Origin of the sequence: Kineococcus lubricus (assembly GCF_050871965.1) — a bacterium.
Classification (GTDB): domain Bacteria; phylum Actinomycetota; class Actinomycetes; order Actinomycetales; family Kineococcaceae; genus Kineococcus.
The window spans coordinates 1-1,067 of the sequence record NZ_JBJLSK010000073.1 but is presented as its reverse complement, the minus strand read 5'-3'; the positions used below and the strand labels follow the sequence as shown (position 1 = coordinate 1,067).

General features: G+C 80.2%; 1 protein-coding gene. It reads left to right on the top strand.

Going from position 1 to position 1,067, the window contains the following annotated elements; translation table 11 throughout:
* Nucleotides 1-189: 189 nt before the first annotated feature.
* Nucleotides 190-873: an alpha/beta fold hydrolase gene (locus ACRYRX_RS22575; RefSeq protein ID WP_432515445.1), complete on the top strand. Its 684-nt coding sequence runs from the start codon at nt 190-192 to the stop codon at nt 871-873.
* The last annotated feature ends 194 nt before the right edge of the window (nt 874-1,067 follow it).

Below are 1,067 nucleotides of genomic sequence, written 5' to 3'. Positions count from 1 at the left end.
CCGCCCCCCCCCCCCCCCCCCCCCCCCCCCCCCCCCCCCCCCCCCCCCCCCCCCCCCCCCCCCCCCCCCCCCCCCCCCCCCCCCCCGCGGCCCCCCCCCCCCCCCCCCCCCCCCCCCGCCGGGCTCACCGGGTTCAGCGCACCGGCCGCGGTCGCCTCGTCCGGGCCCCGGCCCGGGCGCCGGCCCACGATCGTCCTGGTCCACGGTGCGTTCGCCGACGGTTCCAGCTGGAACCCCGTCCTCGAGCGGTTGCACCGGCACGGCTACCCGGCCATCGCGGTGGCCAACCCCCTGCGCGGCGTGCGGTGCGACGCCGATGCCCTCCAGGCGCGACTGGCTGCCGTCGACGGGCCCGTCGTGCTGGTGGGCCACTCCTACGGCGGCGCGGTGATCACGAACGTGGCGGCACGTTCCCCCGAGGTCCGCGCGCTGGTGTACGTCGCCGCCTTCGCCCCGGCGCAGGGCGAGTCGGCGTCCGGGCTGGCGGCGAAGTTCCCCGGCAGCACGCTGGGTCCGACGCTGGCGCCGGTCCCGCTGGCCGACGGCTCGAAGGACCTCTACATCCGGCCCGAGCTCTTCGGCCGGCAGTTCGCCGCCGACGTCCCGGCGGACCGGGCCGCGCTCATGGCGAGCACCCAGCGCCCCGTCCGCGACGCCGCGCTCGACGAGGCGTCGGGGCGGCCCGCCTGGGCGGACGTCCCCTCCTGGTTCCTGCTGGCCGGCGCCGACCGCAACATCCCGTTGGAGTCCCAGCGGTTCATGGCCGAGCGCGCCGGTTCCCGGGGCACCGTGACGGTCGAGGGAGCTTCGCACTCCGTGGCCGTCTCGCGCCCCGGTGAGGTGGTCCAGCTCATCACCCGCGCCGCGCGCTGACCGGACCCCGGACGTCCTGCGCACCCGGGTGCGGGGTACCGCGGCGTTCCGGACCGGCCCCGAGGGGGAGGCGCTGCACGCGCGGGGGCGGCGACCCCGGGGGGGAGTGGCCACGTCCGCGTCCGCGTCGCCCACCCGCTGTGCCGGTGCCCCGGTGACGGCCGCGGCCACGGGCGGGCACGGAGTGCCCGCCC